Source organism: Tsukamurella pseudospumae (genome assembly GCF_001575195.1).
In the GTDB taxonomy this organism is placed as follows: Bacteria; Actinomycetota; Actinomycetes; order Mycobacteriales; family Mycobacteriaceae; genus Tsukamurella; species Tsukamurella pseudospumae.
Window position 1 is genome coordinate 12,198 of the sequence record NZ_LSRF01000005.1, and the last position, 24,869, is coordinate 37,066.

Here is a 24,869-nt window from a genome sequence, read left to right on the forward strand (position 1 = left end):
GTCAAGCGCGCTGAGCGGGCGTTGTGCGGTGGGACCGTGACCGCGCCGGCTCGATGACCTCGCCTGGCGTTGTCACGTGGACGGCCCGTCGAGGGTGAGCACCCGGGCCAGGTCGGAGACCGAGCGATCGGTGAGCAGCCCCTCGATCTCCGCGAGAATTTCCCGGGCTCGGGATTGCCCCAACCCGGCCGACGCGAGAGTTGTGAGCTTGTGGCGAGCCACCTGCCGCCGGTGCAGTGCGGTCATCGGGCGGGCCGAGTCGTGTTCGGCCTGAAAGACCTGTCCATCGTCGAGCGTTACCTGCACTCGTGCCCACTGTGGTGGCACGTCGTCATCGAAATGCAGGCGTACCTTCCGGCTCACTTCACCCAGCTCCGGCGCCCGGACTGCCTCGTTCGTGAAGTCCGCAACGTGGCAGTGCCCGCGGACAACTGCGAGTGCGGTTGTGAACGCCAGGCTGAACTTCCCCTCGAGCGCAGTCATCGGGACGGGAATTGCGCACACTGTACGCATGACCTCGGAGACGGTGACATCGATAGCGGTGATCCGATCGATCGGAAGATGCTCGCGGAGGGACAGAACTGCATCGATCGGTGCGTGAGTTCCGAAACAGGAAGCATGCTCCTTCACCGCGACTTCGTTCAGATACCAATGCGATTCGAACGGCTCCGTCGCGATCGAGTGGTCGACGGCATGCCCATGACTCGCGGCGAACCCACGGTCATCGAGAACGGGGATAGGCATTGGCGAAAGTCCAGCACAGGCCAGTCGCGCGGCGACAACGCCGTTCCGAGCGGCGTTCCCGACCTGGATCGACTTTCCAGCGGTGCCGAAGGCAGCTCGAAGCCCCGCCGCACTCGTGGCTGCGAGTCCCAACGCGTCGGCCATCGCCACCGCTGAAGCGCCGGAGACATGAGCGGCCGCAGCAGCCGCACCGAAAACACCGATCGTCGCTGTCGGGTGGAATCCCGCTTCGTAGTGAGAGGGGCCGAGTGCGGCACCGATCCGCGCTTGAACCTCAAATCCCGCAACGTACGCCGCGACCAATCGCCGTCCCGATACCGGTCCTGGCTGCCCCTGGGCAGAGGCGAGTACGGCCGCGGTGAGGGAGGCGGACGGGTGTATGCGCGCCGCGGGAAGCCAATCGTCGAAGTCGAGGACATGCGCGGCGATCCCGTTGACCAGCGCGGAGTCCGGTGGGTTCGCGGTCGTGGCTGTGCCGATCATCACGGCGCTTCCCGTGGATCCCGATGCTGCCGCAACAGCTCGGGCGACAGGATCGCCGGCTCCCGCGAGGGTTACGGCGACCGTGTCGACGATGCAGTCGATCGCTGCCTGCTGAACATCGTGCGGAACCTGTTCCAGACGCAGGTCGGCCGCTGCTCCTGCGAGCTGAACATCAATAGACTTGTCCGACAGTGTCATTGCGAAAACCTCGTGGATTCATACCGGGGACTTGACGCCCGCGCTCCGATGCGATGTGATTGGCGCCACACCACTAAACGGTACAGCGTGCCGAGTAGTGAAACAAGAGGAGAAACAGTGAACATCGAAACCCACCTCGGTCCTGAGCTGATCAGCGGCAGACTCAACCGGATACCCGCCATGACCCGAACTCACCGGAGATGGCTCGCTGTGCTCGCCGCGCTGCTCGTGGTGGACATGGCAGACCTCAACACCTTCGCCTACGCGGCACCCGGAATCCGGAAGGACTGGGGTCTCTCGGTAGGAAACATCGGAACCATCACCGCTGCTTCGTTCCTCGGAATGTTCGTCGGATCGGTGATCGGCGGCCGCGTCGCAGACCGGGTCGGCCGGAAGCGGGCGATCATGGGCGCGACGGCGATCTTCTCCGTGTTCTCCCTGCTGTCGGCATTCTCCTTCGGACCTACAGATCTCGCGATCTATCGCGTGCTGACCGGAGTCGGGCTCGCCGCTCTCACCGTGATCGTGCTGACCTACGTCTCCGAGATGTTCCCGCAGACCTATCGGGGCAGGGCGCAGACGTGGATCGTCGTCATCAGCCTGATCGGCATTCCGATCATGGCCTGGGCGGCGCGATCGATCGTTCCGCTGGGGCCCGGCATGTGGCGATGGATCTTCGTCCTCGGTTCGGCGGGAATCCCGCTGATTCTCGTCGTCGCCCGCTACCTCCCCGAGTCTGCTCGCTGGCTTGCGGAGAACGGCGATATCACGACTGCCGATGCGATCGTCACAGGTCTCGAGCGTGAGGCGAAAGATAAGCTCGGCGGCGAGCTGCCGGCCCCCGAGGCGCTGCCGATCGTGGTTACCGGACACGTTCGCGACCTCTTCCGCGGCGCATACCGACGGCGCACCGTCGTGCTCGCGGCAGCCATGGCGCTGGCCTTGTCGGGCTTTTACGGTTACAACTCCTGGGTCCCCACTCTGCTCACCGAGCACGGATTCACCACGAAGGAGAGTCTGACCTACACGTCCGTCATGTCGCTCGCCACCGTTCCGGGGGCGATGCTCACGGTGTTGTTCATCGATCGCATCGAGCGACGTACAGCCGTGTTCCTCGTTTACTCAGCAGTTGCGGTCCTTATGCTCGTCTTCGGGTTCACCGGGAGCAATCTGATCCTCGTTGCCAGCGGCACGCTCGTGACCATGCTCCTGCAGAGCGCGACGCCGATCATGTACACGTACCTCCCTGAGATCTTTCCCACGGGCCTGCGTGGTCTCGGCGCCGGCCTGTGCAACGGAATCGGCCGTCTCGCGGTATTCGGAACCAGCTTCCTCATCGCGGCGATCTTGTCGAGCTTCGGCTTCACGGCCGTGTTCCTGTATCTGGCCGGCGCGGTGTTCTGCGCGGGTCTGGTGATGCAGTTGTTCGGAGAACGAACCCTCGGTAGAACGCTTAGTGACATCAATTCCACCGTCAGCACGTCAGGCCGGCAGTAGCACCACGACTGAACAGAGGGATTCATGACAGTCCAGAGTTGGATGGACCGGGTACGCCTGACCGTCGAGGACTCGGTCGCCAGGATCACACTGGTCCGTGGAGCGGGAAACGGGCTCGACTCGGATATGGCTACCGCGTTCGCGGCCGCAGCGGTAGCCGCGGTAGAGGACTCGTCTGTGCGGGTCGTGGTGCTCGACGCAGAGGGAAAGGCGTTCTGTGTCGGAGGGGATCTGCACGCCTTCGCCGACTCGGATGACCGCGGCACCTTGGTGGCCGAGATCGCGGGAGGGATGCACTGCGGCATTCTGACACTGGTCAGGTCGTCGATCCCGGTGGTATCGGTCGTGCACGGCACGATCGCCGGCGGCGGCATCGGCGTGGCGTTGTGCGCGGACATTGTGCTGATGGCCTCGGATGCCGTGCTGAAGTCCGCGTACACCGCGGCGGGCCTCAGTCCCGATTGTGGAGCGACGTGGTTCTTGACTGCTCGCGCCGGCGCCGCGATCGCCCTCGACCTCACACTGACCAACCGCTCGATGTCGGGCGCCGATGCCGCACGGTGCGGTCTCGTCAGCCGGGCTGTTCCCGCGGAGCAGCTCGCAGCGGAGGCGGACGCCGTGATCGACGTGTTGCGCCACGGATCGCCGGCCGGACTGGGTCGGACCAAGCGTCTGATCACAGGAGCGGACGTCGACGCCCTCGCTCGGCGTCTCGACGACGAGGCGAAGAACATTGCGGCAGCGATCGTGGAGCCGGACGGGGCCGAGGGGATCGCAGCATTCCTCGAGAAGCGGCGACCGCGATTCCCCTCCTCAGCGTCGTGACGATCGCCGTGGCGACGGGCAAGAGAGCACGTGCTCAGGACGACGTTGCAGGAGCACATGCCGAGACAGCGTTTTGGTGGTACCGACTAGTGGCACGACGTGCTGTCTAAAGAAACGACCTGTCGCCGTGCCCGGGGGGAGACCAACTCCGCAAGAGGCCCGTCGACGGCGACTAGCCACAACCACATGAATGGAGCAAGTCAGATGTCGGATACCACCGGAAAGCGCAAGGCCCTGATCATCCTCTCGTCGGCGCGTGAACTGCCGCTGAGCGCGCCGGCCTCGGTGCCGTCGATTCCGATCGGGTTCTTCCACGTCGAGCTCGGCCAGATCCTCGCCGAGTTCCAGGACGACTTCGATTACACTCTCGCCACCCCCAACGGTGAGAAGCCATAGATCGACACCAACGGCTGGTCGCTGCCGCGGCACGCCACCAGCCAGATGACCTGGGTGTACGGCAACGCCGTCGCCGACTTCGCCGACCCCGAGTTCACCGTCGAGGGTTACCGGGCCAAGCACCCCGACCTCGTCGCGCGCCGCGAGCGCGAGCTGGAGCTCATGGAGCGCCACCTGGGCCGCCTGCCCGTCACGGCGCCGCTGCCCAACACGGACGTCGAGAACCTCGCCTACCGCGAGGAGGTGCTCCCCAAGATCGCCGGGTGGGAGGACAAGAAGTACTTCTCTCTCGCCGAGCTGATTGCCAAGCACCGTGCCGCGGACGACGATTTCAGTTTCGCCGACTTCGACTTCATCCATGCTCCCGGTGGGCACGCGCCGATGGTCGACTTCCACAACAACCCGCAGCTGGGTGAGGTCCTGTACCTCGCCCGGGAGAACGATGTCTACATCTCGCTGATCTGCCATGCCCCGATCGGCTTGACCTCGACCAACTACCGCGTCGACGAGAAGGGTGAGTCGTACGAGGTCGAGGACGATCCGTTCCTCGCGTCCGAGGCGACCACCGTCGGCCGTAGCGGCGAGACCGGCATGCTCGACTACGGGTACGTCAACATCCCGGCGAGGTCACTTGTCTGGAGTACTTCGTCGACGAGGGACTGCGCGAGGCCGGCTTCACCGTGCCCACCGCGAGTGTTCCGACCTCCCTGATGCTGCTGCCGAACCCCGAGCTGGGGCTCGTCACCGGCAATGGCCCGCAGACCGTCGACATCCAGGCCGAGGACATTCGCGGGCGGGTCGGTCGCAAGTAGCGCGAGCGAGCAGACGGGCGGCGAGATCCGCTCGATAGTTCTTAGCAATCAGGTGATTTCATGTCCAAGGGTTTGGTTCATCACGGGTACGTCGCGGGGGTTCGGAAGGAGCTTCGCAGAGGCCGCGCTGTCGCGCGGCGACAAGGTGGCCGCGACGGCCCCGCAACCTCGATTCGCTCAGTGATCTGGTCGATAGGTTCGGCGATGCGGTTCTGCCGCTTCAGCTCGACGTCACCGACCGGGAAGCGGCCTTCGCCGCAGTCAAGTCGGCGCGCGAGCATTCGGCCGGCTCGATGTCGTCGTCAACAACGCAGGGTGCGGGCTATTCGGCACCGTCGAAGAGCTGAGTGAGACCGAGATCAGGGATCAGGTCGAGACCAACCTCTTCGGTGTGCTGTGGATTACGCAGGCTGCGCTGCCGATCATGCGCGCTCAGCATAGCGGGCACATCGTCCAGGTCTCCACGATCGGTGGCCTGGTCACGTTCCCGACTCGGTATCAAGGTCACGCTCGTCGAGCCTGCACTGTTCGCCACTGACTGGGCCGGCAGCTCCGCGGTGCAGTCGTCCCCGATCGACCCGTATGACGGCGTGCTCGCAGTGTTCGCTGAGGCGTCGGCGAACACGGTCCCGGGAAACCCCGCAGCCGGAGGCGGTGCCCTGCTCAAGATCGTTGACGCCGAGAACCCGCCACCGCGCGTCTTCTTCGGCTCCGACCGCTGCAGATTGTGCCGGCCGCGTATGCGGACCGGATCAACACGTGGCAGAAGTGGGCCGAGGTGTCGGCAGAAGCGCAGGGCTGACGCGCCCAGCGAACTAATGAAGGGGGCGTCGCCATCGGGATCACGATGGCGGCGCCCCTTGTTGTTGCTCCCGCGGGACCCGGGCTCCCTCACCGAACCCGGCTCTCGCGCGAGAACGCGCGTACCGTCAGGCTTCGAGGCCCGACGAGTCGAAGATGTACCCGCCGGTTCCGTCGGAGACGATGCGCCCCATCGACGGCTGCGCGAAGTGATTGCCCAACACGATCGTCGGGGTGTCAGCGAGCTCGGCGAGGATCCGCCGACGTGTCGCGGTGCTCTGGTCGCCGTCGACGTCGCTGAGCGCGGCCCATTCGGGATGCGCGACCTGGCCAGGGTGGTGGAAGGCATCGCCGGTGAGGAAGAGGTGGTCGTCGCCGGAGCGGATACTGACGCTCGTGTGCGCCGGGGTGTGTCCCGGGGTTGAGACCAGGGTGACGCCGGGTGCGATCTCGCCGTACTCGTCGATCAGGTCGATCTGGCCGGCCTCTTGCACTGGGCGCACCGACTGCTCGAATGTGCTGATCTGCGTCTCCTGGAACAACGCCAGCACGTGGTCGAGCTCGGGCGCGTCCGCCGCGGGGTGAACCACCGTCTGCTTGCTCTCGTTCGCCCAGTGTCGGAACTCGACGCCCATGAAGAGATACCGGGCGTTCGGAAACGTCGGCTTCCAACCGTGCTCCGTCAGCTGGGTGGCCCATCCGACGTGGTCGAGGTGCAGGTGGGTGGACACGACGATGTCGATATCCTCAGGTTGGACGCCCGCGCCGGCGAGGCGGTCGAGGAATCCGGTGGTGTTGTGGTTCCACTCGGGAACCACGGAGATGTCCTTGTCGTCGCCTACAGCGGGATCGATCAGGACGACTGTGTCTCCGGTGCGTACGAGGAACGACTGAACGACTCCTTGGGGGTTGCCCTCGGCGTCGATGAACGGTGGCGCCAGCCACGGAATCTGCTTGAGGGCTGCGGCCTGGGCATCCGGTACGACGACGGCGACGGCGTCCAGAGGCTGCTCGTAGATGGGGTCGACGGTGATGGATCCAACAGTGATGGTCATGGAGTCTTCCTCGTGTTCAGGAGTTGTCGTTACGCGCCGGCGGCCTCGGCGCTGCGGGGGTCGTGCTGGCCGTCGAGTAGCATCGCCGCGCCCTTCTCAGCGATGAGGTAGGTCGGGGCGTTCGTGTTGCCGGAGGTGATGGTGGGCATGATCGACGCATCGATCACGCGCAGGCCGCGGACACCGCGCACGCGCAGCTGCGCGTCGACGACGGCGTCGTCACCGGTGCCCATGCGGCACGTTCCCACCGGGTGGTACACGGTGGACACCGTGCGCCGGAGGTAGTCGGTCATCTGCTCGCGGGTGGCGACGTCGGGGCCGGGCTCGAGCTCCGTGTCGATGTGCCCGGCGAGAGCCGGCTGCGCCGCGATCGAGCGGACCTTGGCGATACCCGCAGACAGGAGGTCGATGTCGCGCTCGTCGGTGAGGTAGCCGGGGTCGATCAGGGGGCGCACCGTCGGATCGGTGGAGACGATGCGCGTGACGCCCCGGCTGAACGGGCGCGCTGCGATGGACGAGATCATCATGCCCGGGTAGGGGTCGATGCCGAGCACGCCCTCCTTGGAGATGCCGAACGAGTACGGGCGCATCGCCAGCTGGACGTCGGGGTTCGTCTGGTCAGGGTCGGCGGCGAAGAAGATGAGCGACTGCGACGAGGTGCTGCTCAGGGCGCCGGTGCCGTGCTCGCGCCACTCCTCGAGGGCCACGGCGAGCCGGGCCGCGTCGCCCAGCGTCTCGTTGATGCTGTCGTCGTCGTTGCGCAGCTTGAACTTGACGTGTCCAAAAAGGTGATCCTGCAGGTTCTTCCCGACGCCGGGTACGTCGGCCACCACGGGGATGCCGAGTGATCCGAGGTGCTCCGCGTCGCCGATCCCCGACAACTGCAGGATCGTCGCGCTGCCGATCGCGCCGGCGGAGAGCACGACCTCCTTGGCCGCGCGGATCTCGCGCTTGGCTCCGTCCTCGATCACCTCGACGCCCACCGCGATGCCGTCCTCGATGATCACGCGGGAGACGGTGACGTTCGTCAGCACGTTGAGTGAGTCGCGGTCGCGGATGGGATCGATGAAGGCAACCGCCGACGACTGGCGGCGGCCGTTGTAGATGTTGCCCATCACCACCGCGACGCCCACCTGATCACCGCTGTTCTGGTTCTTGTTGAGGGGGAACCCGGCCTCCTGGGCCGCCTCGATGTAGGCGCCCGTGGTGGGGTGCATTGTGGTCAGCGAGGTCAGCTTGAGCTCACCGTCGGTGCCGAAGTACGTGGGATCGCCGTCGACGTACGCGGTCTGCTTGCGGAAGTACGGAAGCACCTCGTCCCAGGTCCAGCTGGAATCGCCGGCGGCCTCGGCCCAACCGTTGTAGTCCTCACGCTGGCCGCGAACGTACATCATGCCGTTCACGGAACTCGAGCCGCCCATGATCCGGCCCTGCACCAGGGGGATCGAGCGGCCGGCGATCTCCTCGGCGGGCTTCGTGCGGTCGGGCCACACGGCCTCGGGGTCGCCGACGAGACGCTGCATCCCCAAGGGGATCTCCACCCACTGGTTGTCATCGGGACCGCCGGCCTCGATCAGCAGGACCCGGTGCTTCTCGCTGAGCCGGTTGGCGACAAGGCAGCCAGCTGAGCCCGCTCCGGCAACGATGTAGTCGTACATACTCGAAACTTCCTCTCACGGTGAATCTGTTCTGGGGCATGAAAGCTAAGGGCCGCGTGGCCGTCCGCTGTCAACGAAAGCCGGGCCAAGGCGAGCTAGCCGAAGGTCAGCACTGGCTTGATCACGTCGCCCGCCCTCATGGCAGCGACGGCATCGCCGATCCGGTTGATCGGGAATTCCGTGACCAGGCGGTCAACGGGGAACCGGCCGTCGGCGACGTAGGAGATGAGCTCGGGGATGAACTCCTGGGGAAGCGAATCGCCCTCCAACACCCCCTGCAGGGTGATCCCGCGCAGCAGCACATCCGTCAGGTCGATCTCGACGGGATTCGGACCCCAGCCCTGGCTCATGCCGATCGTTGCGCACGCGCCACGCACCGCGAGACTCTCGAGCGCACTGGTGAGGACGGCCTGGTGGCCGACGCAGTCCACGGCGTAGTCAACGCCGTCGGCCACGATCTCGCGGATCGCGGCGGCCACGCCGGGCCCGGAGTCGAGGGTGTGCGTCGCGCCCAGCTCGAGCGCCAGCTCCCGGCGCCCGGGGAGCGGGTCGATGGCGATAATGGTGCGTGCCTGGGCGATCCGGGCAGCGAGGAGCGCGCTCGCCCCGACGGTGCCGACCCCGAACACCGCCACGGTGCTGGCCGAGCGTACCCGCAGCGCCCGCAGCACGGTGCCCGCGCCGGTCTGGAAACCGCAACCCATCGCCGCGGCGGTGGCGAAGGCCACCGAGTCGCCGATCGGTACGCAGTTGCGCTCGTAGGTGACGGTGTACTCGCTGAACGACGACTGGCCGAAGAAGAACGATTGCACGGGCGTGCCGTCGGCGTCGGCGACCGATGTGCTGCGGTCCGGGCGGCCGCCGGACAGGTTCAGCGGTGCCAGTTGTACGCAGTAGCTCGGCTCTCCCGCGTCGCAGTATCGGCAGCGCCCGCAGCTGGCGAAACTGAGCGCCACGCGATCCCCGACCCGCACGCGGCGCACGTCGGCGCCGACGGCCTCGACGACGCCGGCGCCCTCGTGGCCGAGCACCGACGGCAACTGCTCGTCGGCGGCGGTGGCCGCGGTGGTCAGGTCGGTGTGGCAGATGCCGGCCGCGTGGACGCGCACCAACACCTCGTCCGGCCGCAGTTCGTCATCGATCCGCACCCGCTCGACCGTGAACGTCGTCCCGGCCTCGCGGACGACGGCGGCGACCGACTCCCTCACAGGTCGCCCCCGAACAGCAGCCCGTAGGGGCTCGTTTCCTCACGCCGCCCGAGCGCGTAGGTGACCTGCTTGGTCTCGGTGTACTCATCGAGCGCATCCGGGCCGAGCTCGCGACCCAGGCCGCTCTGCTTCATGCCACCGAACGGGTACCGGCTGTCGAGCACATGGAAGTCGTTGATCCACACCATGCCGGCATCGATCCGCTCCGCGACGCTCACCGCCCGGTCGGTGTTGCTGCTCCACACGCCCGCGGACAGGCCGTAGATCGTGTCGTTGGCGATGGCCACGGCCTCGTCGACCGTGTCGTACTTGATCACCGCCACCACCGGCCCGAAGATCTCCTCCCGGGCGATACACATGTCGTTGGTGACATCGGTGAAAATCGTCGGCTCGACCCAGTAACCCTTGTCGAAGCCCTCGGGCGAGCTTCCGCCGCAGGCCAGCGTCGCGCCCTCAGCCCGGCCCGATTCGACGTACCCGAGGATGCGGTCGCGCTGCGCCCGGGAGAACACCGGACCGAGGTCGGTGTCATCGGAATCGGGAAGTCCGATGCGCAGATCAGCGATCCGCGCGATCATCCGCTCGACGAAGTCATCGTGCAGCGCGGCAGGCAGCAAGAGCCGCGTGCCTGATTCGCAGCCCTGGCCCGAGAAGGTCAGGAAGGCGAACAAGCAGCCATCGACGACCCGATTCAGGTCGGCCTCGGCGATGTCGTCGAGCACGATGTTCGGGCCTTTGCCGCCGAGCTCGAGGGTGACCCGTTTGACCGTCTCCGATGCCCGCGACATGATCTCGCGGCCCACCGCGGTCGAGCCAGTGAAGGCGATCTTGCGCACGTCCGGGTGCTCGGCCAGGCGGACCCCGACCTCCTCGCCATCGCCAGTCACGACGTTGAAGACGCCCGCGGGCAGACCCGCGCGATCGAGCTCGGCTGCGAGCTCAAGCACCATCAGCGGCGCGTGCTCGTCGGGCTTGATGACCACGCTGTTGCCCGCAGCGAGCGCAGGACCGATCTTGTTGACGGCCAACTGCAGAGGCACGTTCCACGGCACGATCGCGGCGACGACCCCCACCGGCTCGTGCCGCACCATGCCGCCGGTGCCCATTCCCGCCAGTGCCGGCGCAGGTCTAACCCACTGGTGCGTGCGTGCGAGCTCGGCGAAGTAGCGGAGTTCCTGGGCGGGAAGCCCCACATGAACCCATCGCGCGATCCGGACCGGCGCGCCGTTCTCCTTCGACTGGAGTTTCGCGAGTTCCTCGTTCCTTGCATCGATCCGCGCTGCGACCCGGTCGAGCACCTCTGCGCGTTCGGCGGGAGTCTTCTCGCGCCAAACTCCTGACTCGAAGCTGGCCCTGGCTGCGGCAACAGCATCGTCGGCGTGCCCCGCGTTGCCCTTCGCGACGGTGGCAACCAGCTCCTCCGTCGCCGGGCTACGGATCTCGAATCGCTCATCGGAGTCGACGGCTACGCCGCCGATCCACATCGGATGGTGCAGGACGCCGGCCGACGTGGTCGTGTCCTGGGCTGCTGTGGTCACTTGGCAGTTGCCTTTCTGAGCCATAACTACTCTCCGGACCGCATAACGGCATGACATGCCAGTCAGCGGTACGACGAAGTGTGTCGCGTGCCACGTTTGATGTCAAGGTCTGATGATCGTGAGGTGCGAGGAGGAGGCCTGAAACCAAATCCGGACAGGGGGAGGTCCCTCCGGTTACCGCGTACCCGGCAGGGCCCGCTTCGAGCCGTAGGGCGTAGCGACGTTCGTGGGACTATCTCGCTGGAAGACGCAGCGGCCCTCGCGTTCGACGAGTTCACTTGCACGGATGCACGACGTAGAGGGATGCAGCTCGGCGCTCCAAGCAGCGGCGACCAATCAACAGCGCCGAGCTGACATCCCTGCGTTCGCGCCGGTGTCCCCGGCATCTCCCGATGAGGGCGAACATCCCCCGAATGACAGTCTGCGCAGCTTGGGCTCGCTGCTCGACGGATTGGGACTGAGGCGCGAGGCCGGTGGACTTGGACGTGGGGATAGCCCATTGGGCGGCCAGTGAGCGAGGCCCATGTCGGTGCGCACAGGGATCAGCGGTCCCTGGACGCGGCGGTCCGGACCAGCCGCGTCACATTGGCCTGGCAGGGTGTCGCCCGCAGCGGCTGCCGGGGGTCGGTGTGGGGCCGCCGCAGAACGTGCACCTGTTCTCGGATTCCTCTTCCGCCCAATCGATACGCGCGTATGCCGCGTCGGCGACTGAGTCGGGCGTGTGGTCTGGCAGGATGATGTAGAGGCGGAGCCCTTGGCGCTTTTCCTTGATCGTGGTGACTGTGTAGTGCGGTTCGAGTTCAACGAGGTCCTGATGAAGCTGCATGACGAGCGCGCACCAACCGGAGGGAATTCGAACTCGTGGGCGCCCGGGGAGGGTGTCGGCGAGTTCATCGGTGGCGGGTTGTGCCGCCGAGATCTGCGTGATGGGTGCCGACCGCACCACGTGACGGCGCTGCCAAGGGTCTGAACGCAAAGAGCATTGGAGTACGAACTGATCACCTACGCGGGGCCACTCAATGACCTCGGTGATCAAGTAGTGGGTCGGGTGGTCGTCGAAACCGTGGTGGGTGTCCGGCCACGGCAGGGGCCGGCGTTCGTGTGTTCGCGCGTCCAGATCGAGGATGTGGATTGAGTTCTCGGTGTCGATCTTCCAGCGGCCCGTGCTTGAAGGGACGAGTTCGTTCATGTGCTGAGCCCCTCTCGGTGGAGACAACGTGCGATCTGCGAGGATCCTCAGATCCTCATGTGTTCGCCTGAGCGTGGCAGACCGGGCGGGATTGGTCGACATGCGGGGATCGAGTCGGGCTACGCGAGTCGGGCTACGCTTCTGGATCGATTCGGCGGCCGATCGCGTCGGAGAGAAGTTCGAGCTCGTTCATCACGTCCACTGCTGCCCACACGCGGTCGCGCTTGGATTCGGAGATCACTTCGAGGATCCCGGCGTCGGTGAGCTTGTTCAGGGCACGGTAGGTGGCTGTGTCCGACGAGCCGGTGATCTCTTGCGCCGTATCCGCGTTGAGTACTGGGCGCGCGAGCAGTGCGTCGATGATCGACTCCTCGGAGGAACCGGATCGTGGGTTCGCGAGAGTCCTCCAGAATGCGGGCATCTGCTCGAGCTGGTCGGCGGATTCGTCGGCTGCGTCGCAGGCGAGCGTCGCAGCGTCTGCTACGTAGGTGACGAACGCTGCAGCATTGCCTCGGCGGTACGCGCCGAGTGTGGCGAAGTAGGTGTCGGTGTCGGAGAGCATCACGGAGGCGAGCGGGACGGTGATCTTTCGGGTGAGGCCGCGCCGTCGAAGGATTGCGCTGATCAGAGCTCGGCCGATGCGCCCGTTGCCGTCGGTGTGGGGGTGGATGCTCTCGAACTGTGCGTGAGCGATCGCCGCCTGTGCGACGACGGGTAGGTCGGTTCGCTCGACGAAGGTGATCAGGTCATCGATGAGGCCGAGCACCAGCTCCGGAGGTGGTGGCACGAACAGTGCGCCGCGCGGTGTGTAGTCGGATCCGCCGATCCAGTTCTGGACCGTGCGGAAGGTTCCGGCGGTGCGTGCCTCGGCGACGTTGCCTTCCATCAGCTGGCGGTGAGCGCTGAGCAGGTCGGCGGCCGTGATCGTTCCGGCGTCCGCTGCAGCGATCATCGTTGTGAGTGCCTGCACGGCTGCGAGCTGTGACCGCGCCTCGCTACCTGCTTTGACGCCGGCGATGGCGCGCCCGAACTGTCGCCAGCCGGCGTTGACGTGCTCGATCTTGGAGGAGGCCACGGATTCGCTCCGCAGGAGGAAGTCACCGAGCGGAGCGAGCGCCACTCCTCGGCCGACATCGAGCCGCGTAATCGCAATGGTCGCGTTTTCGCAGGCCAGCAATACGGCGGAGTCTGCCGCGAAGGTCTCAGCGGCGATGAGCGGAGGTATCGCGGTGGTGACCTGCGTGAACAGGCGATCCTCACGATTGCCTGCGCGGTTCGCTGAGACCCATGGGCGAACCTCGAAGCTGTGTGCCGGCCACATGGGCGCCCTCCTCTCGTGTGTCTTCAGTTAGGCAAGGTTGACTACGGCCAACTGTGTCGAATGTTAGCACGATGAAGCTGGATTAATGCAGGTCAGGGTCGCAAACTGGGCCGCGCGCGGCGGACGGCGGGACCGTGAGGGCGGTTCTAAGGTTGACGTGACCGAGTCGTGGCGAACTTTGAGGAGGCCAAGTGGGGCTACGGGGTTTCTTGCTCCCAGATGTGGTCACCTCGATGGTTTGCGTCGAGTTTGACGACACGCCCTAGGCTCGCACGCGACTTATGTGATGCCTATCACAAGATCTGTTGTGGGGCCGATTGCGAATCATCCCATCGGCACTCATGCCGCCTGGCCTGCCGACATGAAACTTGTGTGACTGCAGTTGTTACCACCCATGACAAGGATTTCTGAAAAGTCGATCTTCGCGGTCAGAAGTGCTGTGATTGGCAGGTCAGTTTAGGTGCGGAGCTCGAAGTACTGTTTGTTCCGCGCGCCCGGGGAGATCCGGGAGCACCCGGGAGAAGGTTTGTATGGCTATCCAGCGCGAGAAGGCCAAGCGTGTCCGGGTGGAACTGCAGCTGGACCCCGATGTCGCTGAGCGGCTTCGGTCGATTGCTGCAGATGAGCAACGGAATGTCTCGGTCGTGGCGCAGCGGCTACTAGTGGCGGCCATCGATGCCGATGAGCGGGAGAAGGAGTGATCAGCAGGAAGAGATAGTGCGGTAGAGAAGTGCGCCATAGGCGCTGATATGCCGGAAGCCCCGGGCTGGTACCCCAGGGCCTCCGGAGCGGACTGGATCCGCAGATGATCACATTTTCGATCCTCATAAGGAGGACCATGTCTATTTCAACGTACCCAGGTACGGCTGTCAAGCGCTGCGCGCGGTGTGTCGGGTGGGTGATGCCCTGATGGTTCGCTACAAGGCGCACCGCGCGCAGCTGGCGCTGCCCGGTATTGCACCGGAGCCGGACGACCTGCCCGATTCGGTAGTCGGACCGCGCACCATCGGTCGATTCACCGGAGACCCGCGGGGATGGGTGCCCGCCGGACAGGAGGAGAGGTTCGAGCGGCTGTCGAAGGCGACGAGCACGGTGGGGAACCCGGATCTCCGGGAGTCGGCAGCGAGGATTGGCGCTGCCCTGGTGTGTCGGCTCAAGGAGGGGACTGAGGCGAACGATATGTCGCATGTCCAGCACGTCATCAGGTTCATCGCTGGGTATGTCGAGCCGCCTCTGCCGATCGACGTCCAGTCAGTGTTCCGTCGGTCAGTGGTGGACGGATATATCAATCACCTGATCGCAACGGGACGCGAGCGGGGCGCCCGGCAGAACCAGTATCTCTACTACGCAGTCGGCCGGCTGGTCCATCCCCGTGAGTACCCGTTGTCAAGGGCGGCGAGCAAGAAGCCGAAACGCCGTACTGCGGCACCGGCGAGCGACACGTTGATCGCGGACTGGTATCGCACCGCCGCATCCCTGTCGGGCGAACAACAGCGGCGCGCGTACGTGAGCCTGGATCTGGCCCTTGGTGCGGGGGTTCGTCAGGGTGAGCTGTCGCGAGTTCGGGGCACGTCGATTTCGTCGACGACCTACTTCGGCCGTGAGCATGCTGTGGTGACCCTTCCCAACCGTGCGGGCGGAGTGCGCCATGTACCTGTGGTTGACGTCGCGCGTTCGGAACGAATCTTGCAGCGTGCCAAAGAGGTGGGTGACGCAAGCATGATGACTCCCGGCATCGGTCCCACGGACCGCAACTTCGGCAATCGTCTCAACGAGTACCTTCGCAGGCACGGGCACACGTCGATCGACTTGCTCGCTGCACGGGAGCGATGGATACACGACCTCGCGAAGACGGTCCCAGCGTGCCTCATGGTCCAACTCGCCGACGTGAGCACGTTCGCATCGATCAAGGACCACCGGCCGTCGTTTCCGATCTACGGTGTCCGCGCCACGTTGGTCGCTCTCGATGGGCGGGGGGTGCCAGCGTGATCAGCACCTTCCGTCCTACGCTCACGGTGTCGGAGTCGCTGTTCGCCGAGGCGGTCGGAGTGATCGATCGATCCGGCGCTGACCGGCTGATCGATGAGATCCATCAGCAGTCGGTTGGGCCCGGAGGTCGACGAGCTGCTGGGGTCCGGTACACGATTCGAGCGGTGTTGGTATCGGCACTGCTATGCGTGATGCTCAAACGTCCTCCCACGGTTGCCGGCATTCTCCAATTGATCAGTGACTTCACCCCGAAGCAGCTGGCTGAAGTCGGCATGGACGGGCAGGATCTCGATCCTGTTCGGACCAGTTCGCGTGCCGAGTACGCCCGGCTCCATGCATTCCTCGCCAGGAGGCTGGCGCCGATCGACCCCGACCCGGACTTGCCAGCACGGCGCATCACCAACGAAGAGCATCAGCAGATCGTCCGTAGGCGGAGTCGCGAACAGAAACAGGCATCGCACCACGCGGCCGAGCTGCTCTCGAAGGTGGCCAACAGCCTGGTGGCTGGCTCAGTCCTGGACCGCGCACCCGAGGGATGCGCAGGCGATCTCGTCGTGGACGAGTCGATCTTCGACCTCGCCACGAACATGACAGGCCTGGGCGTCGCGAGCGATAAGCGGCGTGGTGCCACCCCTTTCGCCAAGCCGTATGGGCGTGACCGCAGTAACAAGGTCCGCACCGACGGTCAGAAGGCTGCTCTCACGAAGAGCGGAGTAGGTATTGGCCTCACAGCGCTCACGCGGATCGGTGAACCCAACCGTATGCACGGCGTAGCTCCCGTCATCATCGGCATCGACGTACACCCCCCGACATCCGGGGACGCTGGCGCGGTCCTCCGGGCGCTGGCACATGCGAAGGCGAACGGACTGACTGCGCGCAAGGACGGCACCCGAACGCGCTGGCCCTATCTCACCGTCGACATGGGATACAACTCCAAGCGAGGCTTCGCCGACTCGATGGTGCGCGAACAGTACGCATACGTGGGGCGGTACCCAAAGCACTGGATCATGATTCATGACAGCCTGCCCGCCACTGAAGGCGGCCGGAAACCCGGGCCAATCATGGTCGCAGGGGACTTTTACTGCCCTGCGATAACCGACATTTCAGAGAAGGTCACGGTGCCGCCAGGGCGAGAGATGTTGGCGTCGAAGCCGCCCGGATTCGCAGACCACGACCGCCGCCTGCAACGGACTCTTCCGCTTCTCATGGGAAGGAACTCGCGGCCAGTTCACGGTGTGATGCAGCGGGGCCAGCCGTCCGACATTCGCCCGAAAGCGCCCGAGCTCGTCAAGACGCAGCTCGTTTGCCCGGCGGCGTTCGGCCGCGTTCGTTGTCCGCTCCGACCGGAGTCGATGGATATCCACGGAGATGTTCCCACGCTCGAACCAACGTGGACAGCGGACCAGTACTCGTGCTGCGACAGCCCAGCAATAACCGTCGGGCTGTCTCCGGATCAGCTCAGGATGGCCCAGTTCGGGCTAACACCAGGTTCGTGGGAACACATGGTCTACTTCGAGGCCGCTCGAGCGCTCACCGAGCAAAGGTTCAGCATCCTCAAGTCGAGATCGGTAACCGGACTCTCAGACCTGACGTCGGGGCCGCGACGACAACCGATGATCGCGATCACACTCGCACTCGCAGTCGTAGTGGCCAACCTCTCGGCGCAGCGAAGCCACGCTGAGAGACGGCCGCGCGGCGAGTCCATCAACCGCCGGATGCGACAACTCCAGGCAGACCTCGGATACCCACCGACCAGAACACCACCGCGCACGTAGATAGTTACCTGAGTGGCCGGCCCAACTAAGTTGGGCCGGCCACTCGTCGTATGACCGTAGACAAAGTAATCGTGGGAAATCTGCCCCCCACCAGAAGGCAAGGAGCCGGCTCGCCCGCTCCCGCGCGAAGGGCCAACCGCACCACCGCGACCGCGGTTCGAACTCGCGGCCCCCAAGATGCCCCACAGCTCCCGCTATAGGTACTCCAGGTCGGAGTCCGGCGGCGAAGTAATCGTTGGAATTTCGGCACTTAATCGTTGGAATTCCATCTCGGAATGTGCGATTCACCTGCATTCGAGAACCGCTCACAATGTGCAGTTCTACGAACTGCAGCACCCGGGGTCACGAACTCGAAAGAGCTTGTGACCTTGGGTTTTTCGTCTCCGAGGAGCTGTGCGCTACGAGCGCCGCCGCGCGGAGGCCTCGATGAGGTAGATCTGCTCGGTGGGAGGATCGGCGAGGGGAAGCCAGCTCACGCCTTCTCCGTGCATCTCGTCCGCGGGCCGTAGCGCGACCAGGTCGGGGTGCCGGCGGAGGGCGTCGTCGTGCAGGCCGGCACCGCCGGGATCCATGACCACGAGCGCCGGCTGCCAGCCGTGCCGGCCGCACCATCGTTCGATGCTCTCGGCGTAGAGCGGGGCGCGACGTTCGTCGAACCAGCACAGTCGATGGCCGGCGAGATCGCGCGCGGTCACGGCAGTCCGACTCGCCAAGGGACTGTTCGACCCGACGAGCACGCCGAGTGGGACCTCGTCGAGGAGGCTGACGCGCAGTCCCGCGTCGTCGTCTCCGTGATCGGCCACGGGGCCGCGCACCGCCGCGGCATGCACGTCACCGTGGCGGAGCGCGGCGAACGACTTCGCCGTATCCAGTTGGACGAATTCGACGTCCGCGCCGAACTTGCTGAGCAGCGTCGTGAGGACCGTGGATCGGGTACCCCGTGGCACGCCCAGCTGTATGTGGGGCCGTGGTGTACCGAGCCGCCCGAGGGCACGGATCGTCTCGTCGGCGATGTCGGCGAGTTCGAGGCCCGCCGGGGTGGGGATCACACCGGTGTGTGAGCGCCGGAGCAGTGATGTGCCCACATGCTTCTCGAGGCGACTGAGCTGTTGGCTCAGGCTCGGCTGGCTGATCCCGATCCGAGCGGCCGCTGCCCGTATCGTGCCTTCTTCAACGACCGCGAGGTAGTAGCGAAGGTGCAGTACGGAGATCTGGTCCAGGCGAGCGCTTGCCATAGGCCCCAGCCTATGCCCGGCTAGGTGATCCGGGACTTCCCAGCGGTTCGCCGCCGCGATTGGATCGCACCATGGTGATTGTCATTCTCGAGTACCTCGTGCCCCTGGACCGGATCGAGGCGGCGTTGGACGACCATCGCGAATGGCTCGGTCGTCACTACGATGCGGGCGACTTCGTGGCATCGGGTCCGCGTACGCCGCGCACCGGCGGAGTCATCATCGCCGAGTGTTCCGCGGAGAAGGCGCTCGAGGCAGTGGCATCCGATCCGTTCGCGCTGCAGGGGCTCGCGAAGCACCAGGTTCTCGAGTTCGTGCCGTCGCGGGTCAGTCCCGAGAACTGGGCACACGTCTGAGCAGGTCGCGCATGAGGCGGTCCGTGGCGACCGGGCGGCGATCGCCCGCGTGCTCGCGGCTGTTCGGCCCGTCGTCCTGCGGTATTGCCGCGCGCGGATCGGTCGTGGGGTGTGGAGCGTTCCTTCGCCCGACGTGCTGGCGCAGGAGATCTGCACGACCGTCGTTCAGCTGGTGCCCCACTTTCCGAGCATCGTGCGCTGGAGGCGCTGCGGGGTGTCAGTCCCGCGCAGCGAGATGACTCTCGGTGGAACTGATCGCGGACCGGAGGAAGGCACGCATCGACGCGGCGCGGGCGGCGGCGAGATCGGCAGCGTGGTACATCCCGGGCTCGACGAGGAGCTCCACCGGCACGCGCGCGGCTTCCAGTCGCCGGGCGTAGTCGACGTCCTCGTCATGGAACAGATCGAGCTCGCCGACGCCGATCCACGCGGGCGGCAGCCCGGAGAGGTCGGCCCGGCGGGCGGGCGCGGCGTAGGCGGGGACTTCGCGTTCCGCGTGCCCGGCGCCGAGGTAGGCGTCCCAGGCGAAGGCATTGGAGCGTCGGGTCCACACCAGTGCGCCGCGGTGATCGGCGGGGCGCGTCGTGGTGCGATCGTCGAGCATCGGATAGACCAGGAGCTGGAAGGCCACGGGCAGGGCCTCGTCGACGGCGCGCTGCACGACGCCGGCGGTGAGTCCGCCGCCGGCGCTGGCGCCCCCGACGCCGATCCGCGCCGGGTCGATACCGCGTTCCGGGGCCACGCGATGCAGCCACCGCAGCGCGGCGTAGCAGTCGTCGTGCCCCGCGGGGAACGGATGCTCGGGCGCCAGCCGGTACCGCGCGCTCACGACGACCGCGCCCGTGTCCCGCGCGATCCGGATGCACCTGCGGTGGTCGATTTCGGGAGAGCCGATGATGGTGCCGCCCCCGTGGATCCACAGCAGGGCAGCGCCGTTCGGCACCGCCGGCGTGTACACGTAGACGTCCTGCCCGCCGGGGACGTCCTCGCGGCGGACGTCGACGCCGCCTTCCGCGCCGAGCGCGACAGGGGGCGCCGGCAGCAAACGCGCGACCCGCAGCGGGATCGGCCCCATCGACGGCAGCAGCGCCGCGGCGGGATTGCTGAGTTCGGGAGCCACACCGCGGAGTCGGCGCATCCGCGCGGCGACGGTGGCGCTCACGCCGAGCACGGGGATCAGGATCCAGCGGGCCTTCATCGGAGCTCTCCCTCAGCCGAGTGCGGTGTGCGCACACTCAAACACGGGTCGGTACCGGGCACAAGCCCCGTCGCTCACGGGACCAGGATCGCCCGCCCCGCCACTCGCCCGGCCTCGAGATCGTCGAAGGCCTGCTGGAACTGCTCCAGGGAGTAGGTCACCGTCTCGATGGAGATCCGCCCGCGCTGTGCCAGGGCGATGACATCGACGAGGTCCTGTCGGGTGCCGCCGTACGAGCGCTGCACGTTGACGCCCCAGGGCAGGGATTCGCCTTCCACGCCGGCGTTCACGGGCAGCGAGCCGCCGCCCAGTCCGATCAGCCGGATCGCGCCCTCGGCGGCGACGACCCGTCGGGCGAGGTCGACGGTGGGCTGTACACCCACGAGATCGAGCACCACGTCGGCGTCCACACCGTCGGTCTCGGTGAGGATCCGCTCGACCGCATGCTCGTTGCTGTCGAGGACCAGGTCGGCGCCGTGCTCGGCGGCGGAGGCCCGTTTGGCGGGATCGGTGTCGAGCGCGATGACGCGCGCCGCGCTGACCGCGGCCAGGATCTGCAGGGCGACGTGGCCGAGTCCCCCGAGGCCGATGACCACGACGGTCGCCGCCGGCGTCAGCCGATCGAGCACGGTGTTGATGGCGTGCATCGGGGTGACCCCCGCATCGGTCAACGGAGCGGCGGTCGCGGGGTCCAGTGCGCCGATCGGCACCGCATGCCGCGCGGGCACGATGATGTACTCGGCCATGGAACCGTCGGGCCCGAGACCGGGGGTGAGCGGCAGGCCGGTCCGCGTCCCGGCGACCGTGCACGCGTTGTCGCGCCCCTCGATGCAGGCGCGGCAGGAGCCGCAACTCCAGATCACGCTGACGACAACGGCATCGCCCTCCGTAAGGCCGGTGACATCGTCGCCCAGCGCATCGATCCACCCTCCGCCCTCATGCCCGACGGTGCCGCCGAACACCGGCCAGGCATCGCCCAGGTGCAGGACGTGGAGGTCCGAGTGGCACAGGCCCGCCCCGGCCACCCGGACGCGGACCTGCCCCGGTCCGGGTTCGGGCGTGGCGACTTCCTCCAGTCCGAGAGTGCCGGGGCCGGTGAGCTTGACTGCGCGCACGGTGTCGTTCCTCGCTGTGGTCGGGAGCTGTCACCTGGAACGGTAGGACGCTGTGACCGGCAGCACATCGGCCCCGGCGGACGAACTGTGTGGCGGGGGTTGTCGCCCAGCGACAATCGATGTCAGCGCACACGCGCCCGGACTTCGTGGGTGACGCCCCGAACCAGCTCGCTAGGCTGCCTAGTACGAGTGATTGTCACTGTGAGCTGTTTGTCTCGTCGATAGCGCCGCGCGGTGTCTGCTCAGTTTGCGGTTGCTCCCAGATTGTGATGAGCCTGAGCGCATTACGCGCTTCCTCGGTTGTCGGGTAGAGAGTCAGAAGGCGCTGCCCGATCTGGCGCACATCGTCGACCTGGCCGCAAGGAAGCTCGAAGGTGTCGAAGGACAGGGTGACCTCGCCGACTGTCGGATGCCTGAAGGACTTCGAACCATGGGTGCGCAGATCGACATCGCCCGAGTTCCAGTGTGTCTGGAAGTTCGTGCTCGCGAGCATCAGCTCGCCGATGAGGTGAGCGAGCTCTTGGTCGTTGGGATGCTGGGCCGCTGCGAGTCGAAGTTGTCCAGCTGTTGCGCGACAGACATCCTCCCAATGGAGAAGCCGCTGGCGACTCTCGGGGAACAGGAAATCGAACCTTGCGATGTTGCGGTCGCGTTCGGGAACAGTGGCGACGTCGAAGCACAGAGCGCTGAATAGGCTGTTCCAGGCGAGGATGTCCATTCGGTGGTTGTAGATGACGCCGACGATGTCGGGCATCGAATCGAGCAGGGCTTGCAACTCAGGGCGGACCGAGCGCCCAGGGGGCGGGAATCGAGTATTGGATGTCAGCCCAAGAATGTATCGGGTCTGCGGGTCAGTCAGCTTCAGCGCGCGAGCGATAGCGTGCAGAACCTCGGGCGACGGGTTCCGGGCCTTACCTTGTTCGAGACGCATGTAGTACTCGATGCTCAGGCCGGCTCGGGTAGCCACTTCCTCGCGCCTGAGTCCCTTGACTCGCCGGCGCGGCTCTACTGGCAGCCCTACGTCAGCCGGGCTGAGCTCGGCGCGGCGGGCCGCAAGAAACTCGCCCAGTTCTGTTCTGCTCACTGCTCGACAGTAGGTCGATGTGATCGGCTTAGCCAGGCACTGCGGTACCCAGGCTATGAGGGCCTGGTGGCGCGCATACCGAACAGCGACGCTCAGTGATGTGCGAAGAACCTGGGCAATGAGCGGGTCGCCGCACTCGTACACCTCGATACACCCAAGACGAAAGGTAGCCCTCGCATGTGCCATGAAACTGACAGTCGCCCACCAAAGTTGGAGAATCCCAGCGACGTCGCTCGCAGGGGCGAGATCGTCTTGACGACCGCGGGAGGCGTGTACTTCTCGGCGCTGGAAGCGATTCCCGTCGAACGAACTGGTGCGAACATCGTCATTCTGCCAGACATTCGTGGGACCCATCCCTACTACGCCGCCCTGGCCGAGCGGTTCGCCCAGGTAGGGCACGCGGCCATCGTGATCGACTACTACGGTCGCACGGCTGGCCCTGGCACCCGCGGTAGTGACTTCGTGTGGAAGCCGCATTTCGAGCAGGTGAACCAGGACGACGTCGCGGACGACGTCGCCGCCGCCATCGATCACCTTGACAGCGAGGAGCCCGGACCCACGTTTGTCGTGGGCTTCTGCTTCGGGGGCGGACAGGCGTGGCGTCTCGCGGCGAGCGATCTCGCACTGTCGGGCGTCGTCGGATTCTACGGCCTTCCCGGGCCGGCGAGAGCAGTCGTCGACGAGATCCGGCTACCGATGCTCCTGCTTCTCGCAGGCGAAGATGTCGCGACCACCACGGAACAGTTCGCAGACCTCACCGCCGCACTCGATGCGGCGGGCGTCGACTTCGAAGAACACACCTACGACGGTGCGCCGCACTCGTTCTTCGACAGCAAGTACGAGCAGTGGCGCGACGCGTGCGAGGACGCATGGACGCGCACGATGAGCTTCCTCGAGCGACACAGCCATGTACGAGCAAGCGCATGATCGCTCAGCGTCGCGGTGCGTCCGAGCGGTATGAGCGCGGAGCGCAGACACTAGCCTCGATCTTTCATGAGGTGGTCGACCTCCTCCTGATCGGTTTCGGATTGGTGGTTTCGGGCCGGTTTCCGGCCTGTGGGCGGAGGTGATCGCCCCGGTGTTGCGTCGGGTGGCGTCGGGTTCCACTGCCCCGTTGGGTGTTTCGTGATCGGATGGTCAGGGACGTTGTGTCGGTCATGTGGGTGCTCGCATCCGGTTCAGGCGCTGTAGGCCGGCGATCAGCAGGCGGGTGTCGGGGGCTGTCGCGGCGAGGTGTAGGCGGGTTCGGCGGGCGTGCCGGGCGAGGGATCCGGCGATGCAGAAGAGTCGGTGACGTAGACGTTTGGGTTCCCACCGGCGGGCATCATGGCTGGTCAGGGCGAGCATTTGGGTCCAGGCGATGAGGTCGGCAGCCAGTGCGGCGATCGCGGTCCAGATCTGGTTCTTCGCGAACTGGTGCAGCGGGAGGTTCCGCAGGCCGGTGTCCTTGAGATTGCGGATGCGGTCCTCGCAGCGGGCGCGACGCCGGTGCCGCAGCTCGAGGCGTTCGACCGGGCCGCGGCTGTTGGTGACGAACGCGGTCAGCCGCAGGCCGTCGCGGTCGGTGAACGTCAGTTGCGCTCCGGGGTGGGGGCGTTCGGCGCGGACGATCAGCCGCATCCCCGCAGGCCACGTGGTCAGGTCGACCATGTGTGTGAGCTCGGCGATCCAGGCCCCGTCGAGGAGTTCACCGCTGTCGTTGTCGATCGCGGGGATCCACCCGTCGTCCGGAACGAGGTCGACGGCGGCTGCGAGCTTGTCCGTGAGACTGAAGCCGATGGAGTAGGCCAGGTGCCGGCGTGCCAGATAGTCGAGGAACTCGTGGGTGCCGCCACCACCATCGGCACGGATCAGGACTTTGCGGCCGACCCGGTACCGACCGGCGCCGGTCACCGCATCGGGCAGCTGGGCGAGCGCCTGTTGGACGACGGTGATGTGGTCGGCGGCGGTGTTCGAGCCGGCGTTCCCCGGCCGCAGCAGAACCGCCACCGGTTCCCCGGTCCCGTCCTGGCCGTGATCAACGAACGCCAGCAGAGGGTGAAACCCGAAACCACGCTTGAAGTTCGGCGCCGCTTGCTCCTTCTCCGAATGCGCTGCCACGAGGGAGGCGTCGAGGTCGACCGCCAGTGGATTCTCCGCGCAGATCGCATGATCGGGGCTGTCCTCGCCGGCGAGTTCCCACGCCCGGGCCCGGGCCTGCGCGGACGCTCCTGCGATCGCCGCCAACGCCACGTCGACGTCGTCGGCGAGCGCGGTGATCAGCCGAGAGACCGTCGGATCCGAGGCCACCTGCCCCATCACCTGCGGTTGGTTGCGGAGCTGATCCACATCAGCCAGGCAGTCCCCACCCGCCGCGATCGACACCGCCAGATCAAGCACCGTCTTCCCCGGATCA

General features: G+C 66.1%; 21 protein-coding genes and 1 pseudogene. 10 read left to right on the forward strand and 12 right to left on the reverse strand.

Translation table 11 applies throughout. The features are described 5' to 3' along the window. Nucleotides 1-72 precede the first annotated feature (72 nt). A complete protein-coding gene (locus AXK60_RS25600) occupies nt 73-1,425 on the reverse strand; it encodes an MmgE/PrpD family protein (RefSeq protein WP_082777826.1) in 1,353 nt (450 codons plus the stop codon). A gap of 210 nt (nt 1,426-1,635) precedes the next feature. Between AXK60_RS25600 and AXK60_RS05290 the strand changes: the two genes are divergently transcribed. The 5 genes and pseudogenes from AXK60_RS05290 (at nt 1,636) to AXK60_RS25605 (ending at nt 5,757) form a co-directional block, all read left to right on the forward strand. Further along, nucleotides 1,636-2,922 (forward strand): MFS transporter, encoded by a 1,287-nt coding sequence (locus tag AXK60_RS05290; RefSeq protein WP_244881036.1) that lies wholly within the window; start codon nt 1,636-1,638, stop codon nt 2,920-2,922. 24 nt (nt 2,923-2,946) lie between these two features. Next, a complete protein-coding gene (locus AXK60_RS05295; RefSeq protein WP_082777828.1) occupies nt 2,947-3,747 on the forward strand; it encodes an enoyl-CoA hydratase/isomerase family protein in 801 nt (266 codons plus the stop codon). A 204-nt stretch (nt 3,748-3,951) separates the two neighbouring features. Continuing rightward, complete coding sequence (locus AXK60_RS27525; RefSeq protein WP_231855566.1) at nt 3,952-4,143, forward strand: hypothetical protein; 192 nt, start codon at nt 3,952-3,954, stop codon at nt 4,141-4,143. Nucleotides 4,144-4,188: 45 nt separating this feature from the next. After that, complete coding sequence (locus tag AXK60_RS05300) at nt 4,189-4,854, forward strand: type 1 glutamine amidotransferase family protein (RefSeq protein ID WP_231855567.1); 666 nt, start codon at nt 4,189-4,191, stop codon at nt 4,852-4,854. Between the two features lie 153 nt (nt 4,855-5,007). Continuing rightward, nucleotides 5,008-5,757, forward strand: a pseudogene (locus AXK60_RS25605) (SDR family NAD(P)-dependent oxidoreductase). 127 nt (nt 5,758-5,884) lie between these two features. Here the strand turns inward: AXK60_RS25605 and AXK60_RS05305 are convergent. From AXK60_RS05305 to AXK60_RS05330, 6 genes are all read right to left on the reverse strand, one after another. Further along, nucleotides 5,885-6,811 (reverse strand): MBL fold metallo-hydrolase, encoded by a 927-nt coding sequence (locus AXK60_RS05305; protein WP_068570067.1) that lies wholly within the window; start codon nt 6,809-6,811, stop codon nt 5,885-5,887. A gap of 29 nt (nt 6,812-6,840) precedes the next feature. After that, the gene (locus tag AXK60_RS05310; RefSeq protein ID WP_068570068.1) at nt 6,841-8,469 is read right to left on the reverse strand and encodes a GMC family oxidoreductase; all 1,629 of its coding nucleotides are present in this window, start codon (nt 8,467-8,469) and stop codon (nt 6,841-6,843) included. 95 nt (nt 8,470-8,564) lie between these two features. Further along, nucleotides 8,565-9,677, reverse strand: coding sequence for an NAD(P)-dependent alcohol dehydrogenase (locus AXK60_RS05315; RefSeq protein WP_068570069.1), 1,113 nt, complete (start codon nt 9,675-9,677; stop codon nt 8,565-8,567). Beyond that, nucleotides 9,674-11,161 (reverse strand): aldehyde dehydrogenase family protein, encoded by a 1,488-nt coding sequence (locus AXK60_RS05320; RefSeq protein ID WP_068570081.1) that lies wholly within the window; start codon nt 11,159-11,161, stop codon nt 9,674-9,676. Before AXK60_RS05320 ends, AXK60_RS05315 begins: the two co-directional genes overlap by 4 nt. A 634-nt stretch (nt 11,162-11,795) precedes the next feature. Next, nucleotides 11,796-12,404 carry a hypothetical protein gene (locus AXK60_RS05325; protein WP_068570070.1) on the reverse strand — a complete coding sequence of 203 codons (609 nt, stop codon included), beginning with the start codon at nt 12,402-12,404 and terminating at the stop codon, nt 11,796-11,798. A gap of 133 nt (nt 12,405-12,537) precedes the next feature. Beyond that, the gene (locus tag AXK60_RS05330) at nt 12,538-13,479 is read right to left on the reverse strand and encodes a Fic family protein (protein ID WP_342342450.1); all 942 of its coding nucleotides are present in this window, start codon (nt 13,477-13,479) and stop codon (nt 12,538-12,540) included. Nucleotides 13,480-14,255: 776 nt separating this feature from the next. Between AXK60_RS05330 and AXK60_RS26785 the strand changes: the two genes are divergently transcribed. From AXK60_RS26785 to AXK60_RS05340, 3 genes are all read left to right on the forward strand, one after another. Further along, nucleotides 14,256-14,426, forward strand: a complete 171-nt coding sequence (locus AXK60_RS26785) for a hypothetical protein (protein ID WP_006368863.1) — start codon at nt 14,256-14,258, stop codon at nt 14,424-14,426. A gap of 193 nt (nt 14,427-14,619) precedes the next feature. Continuing rightward, on the forward strand, nt 14,620-15,714 hold the full coding sequence (locus AXK60_RS05335) for a hypothetical protein (RefSeq protein WP_139057765.1): 1,095 nt from the start codon (nt 14,620-14,622) through the stop codon (nt 15,712-15,714). Then, nucleotides 15,711-17,489, forward strand: a complete 1,779-nt coding sequence (locus AXK60_RS05340; protein WP_068570073.1) for a hypothetical protein — start codon at nt 15,711-15,713, stop codon at nt 17,487-17,489. Before AXK60_RS05335 ends, AXK60_RS05340 begins: the two co-directional genes overlap by 4 nt. Nucleotides 17,490-17,887: 398 nt before the next feature. Here the strand turns inward: AXK60_RS05340 and AXK60_RS05345 are convergent, their stop codons facing one another. Next, on the reverse strand, nt 17,888-18,724 hold the full coding sequence (locus AXK60_RS05345) for a LysR family transcriptional regulator (protein ID WP_082777830.1): 837 nt from the start codon (nt 18,722-18,724) through the stop codon (nt 17,888-17,890). A gap of 71 nt (nt 18,725-18,795) precedes the next feature. Between AXK60_RS05345 and AXK60_RS05350 the strand changes: the two genes are divergently transcribed. Further along, complete coding sequence (locus tag AXK60_RS05350) at nt 18,796-19,077, forward strand: YciI family protein (protein ID WP_068570075.1); 282 nt, start codon at nt 18,796-18,798, stop codon at nt 19,075-19,077. Nucleotides 19,078-19,294: 217 nt separating this feature from the next. Here the strand turns inward: AXK60_RS05350 and AXK60_RS05355 are convergent, their stop codons facing one another. The 3 genes from AXK60_RS05355 to AXK60_RS25430 all read right to left on the reverse strand — a co-directional run bounded on the left by AXK60_RS05355 (nt 19,295) and on the right by AXK60_RS25430 (nt 22,474). Beyond that, on the reverse strand, nt 19,295-20,275 hold the full coding sequence (locus AXK60_RS05355; RefSeq protein WP_068570076.1) for an alpha/beta hydrolase: 981 nt from the start codon (nt 20,273-20,275) through the stop codon (nt 19,295-19,297). 74 nt (nt 20,276-20,349) lie between these two features. Next, nucleotides 20,350-21,390, reverse strand: a complete 1,041-nt coding sequence (locus AXK60_RS05360) for an alcohol dehydrogenase catalytic domain-containing protein (protein ID WP_068570077.1) — start codon at nt 21,388-21,390, stop codon at nt 20,350-20,352. A gap of 196 nt (nt 21,391-21,586) precedes the next feature. After that, the gene (locus tag AXK60_RS25430; RefSeq protein ID WP_068746208.1) at nt 21,587-22,474 is read right to left on the reverse strand and encodes a helix-turn-helix domain-containing protein; all 888 of its coding nucleotides are present in this window, start codon (nt 22,472-22,474) and stop codon (nt 21,587-21,589) included. A gap of 252 nt (nt 22,475-22,726) precedes the next feature. Between AXK60_RS25430 and AXK60_RS05370 the strand changes: the two genes are divergently transcribed. After that, entirely contained in the window at nt 22,727-23,401 is a 675-nt protein-coding gene (locus AXK60_RS05370; protein ID WP_217491758.1) for a dienelactone hydrolase family protein, read from the forward strand. Nucleotides 23,402-23,629: 228 nt separating this feature from the next. On the opposite strand, the gene AXK60_RS05375 is transcribed toward AXK60_RS05370, so the two are convergent. After that, a partial coding sequence (locus AXK60_RS05375; protein WP_068982496.1) for an IS1380 family transposase occupies nt 23,630-24,869 on the reverse strand: 1,240 nt, incomplete at its 5' end.

Bases quoted from the DNA above. Each gene is read 5' to 3' on its own strand.
- AXK60_RS05355 (WP_068570076.1), bottom strand. From the start codon at position 20,275: ATGAAGGCCCGCTGGATCCTGATCCCCGTGCTCGGCGTGAGCGCCACC.
- AXK60_RS25600 (WP_082777826.1), bottom strand. From the start codon at position 1,425: ATGACACTGTCGGACAAGTCTATTGATGTTCAGCTCGCAGGAGCAGCG.
- AXK60_RS05295 (WP_082777828.1), top strand. From the start codon at position 2,947: ATGACAGTCCAGAGTTGGATGGACCGGGTACGCCTGACCGTCGAGGAC.
- AXK60_RS05320 (WP_068570081.1), bottom strand. From the start codon at position 11,161: ATGTGGATCGGCGGCGTAGCCGTCGACTCCGATGAGCGATTCGAGATC.
- AXK60_RS05310 (WP_068570068.1), bottom strand. From the start codon at position 8,469: ATGTACGACTACATCGTTGCCGGAGCGGGCTCAGCTGGCTGCCTTGTC.
- AXK60_RS05345 (WP_082777830.1), bottom strand. From the start codon at position 18,724: ATGGCAAGCGCTCGCCTGGACCAGATCTCCGTACTGCACCTTCGCTAC.
- AXK60_RS26785 (WP_006368863.1), top strand. From the start codon at position 14,256: ATGGCTATCCAGCGCGAGAAGGCCAAGCGTGTCCGGGTGGAACTGCAG.
- AXK60_RS05305 (WP_068570067.1), bottom strand. From the start codon at position 6,811: ATGACCATCACTGTTGGATCCATCACCGTCGACCCCATCTACGAGCAG.
- AXK60_RS27525 (WP_231855566.1), top strand. From the start codon at position 3,952: ATGTCGGATACCACCGGAAAGCGCAAGGCCCTGATCATCCTCTCGTCG.
- AXK60_RS05300 (WP_231855567.1), top strand. From the start codon at position 4,189: ATGACCTGGGTGTACGGCAACGCCGTCGCCGACTTCGCCGACCCCGAG.
- AXK60_RS05325 (WP_068570070.1), bottom strand. From the start codon at position 12,404: ATGAACGAACTCGTCCCTTCAAGCACGGGCCGCTGGAAGATCGACACC.
- AXK60_RS05350 (WP_068570075.1), top strand. From the start codon at position 18,796: ATGGTGATTGTCATTCTCGAGTACCTCGTGCCCCTGGACCGGATCGAG.